General features: G+C 66.3%; 1 protein-coding gene. It reads left to right on the top strand.

The features are described from left to right. Window positions 1–205, top strand: a 205-nt coding sequence (locus FQ755_RS17670) for an AMP-binding protein (RefSeq protein ID WP_144156132.1), incomplete at both ends; no start/stop codon positions are given.

Here is a 205-nt window from a genome sequence, read left to right as displayed (position 1 = left end):
GCAGAGCGGTCGGTAGAGATGGTGACGGGTCTGCTGGCGATCCTGAAGGCGGGCGGTGCGTATGTGCCGCTGGACCCGGGCTACCCGGCGGAGCGGCTGGCCTACATGATGGAGGACAGCGGGATTGGGCTGCTGCTCACGCAGTCGCATCTGATGGAGAAGCTGCCGGTGCCGTTGGGTGTGGAGACGGTGGAGCTGGATACGC

Origin of the sequence: Paraburkholderia sp. BCC1885, assembly GCF_900996235.1 — a bacterium.
GTDB lineage: Bacteria > Pseudomonadota > Gammaproteobacteria > Burkholderiales > Burkholderiaceae > Paraburkholderia.
The sequence above is the reverse complement of the archived record's forward strand: the minus strand, read 5'-3'. Positions and strand labels throughout refer to the sequence as shown.